At 77.0% G+C, this 361-nt stretch carries 1 pseudogene; it reads left to right on the top strand.

The features are described 5' to 3' along the window. Nucleotides 1–361 (top strand): annotated as a pseudogene (locus AOK18_RS34565) (hydrolase); the annotation flags it as partial.

Here is a 361-nt window from a genome sequence, read left to right on the forward strand (position 1 = left end):
CCCCACCCCCCTCCCGGCGGGGACCCGGGGGAGTCCGACGAGTCCCTCGCCACACGGTTGCGAGGCCGCCCGGAGGGCGAGGCCACCCACTCCGTCGCGATGCTGACGGCACGTCACTGGCCGGCCATGCACGACTACGCGACCGTCTGCCTCGCCTCGTCGGGACCGGCCGCCGCCATGGTCACCGCGGCGGCGCAGCACCGCGTGCTGGACCGGGTCGCCCTCGGTGAACCGGCCGTCGCCCTGCGCCCCGTGCTGCTGGTGGCGGTACGGGACACGGTCCGGGAATGGGCCTCGGACGACCGGACCGCCGGTGCCCTGCCGGAGCTGCTGAAACCGGCCGGCGGGCGCGGCATGCGCG

The sequence above is a fragment of the Streptomyces prasinopilosus genome (genome assembly GCF_001419695.1).
Lineage (GTDB): Bacteria > Actinomycetota > Actinomycetes > Streptomycetales > Streptomycetaceae > Streptomyces > Streptomyces prasinopilosus.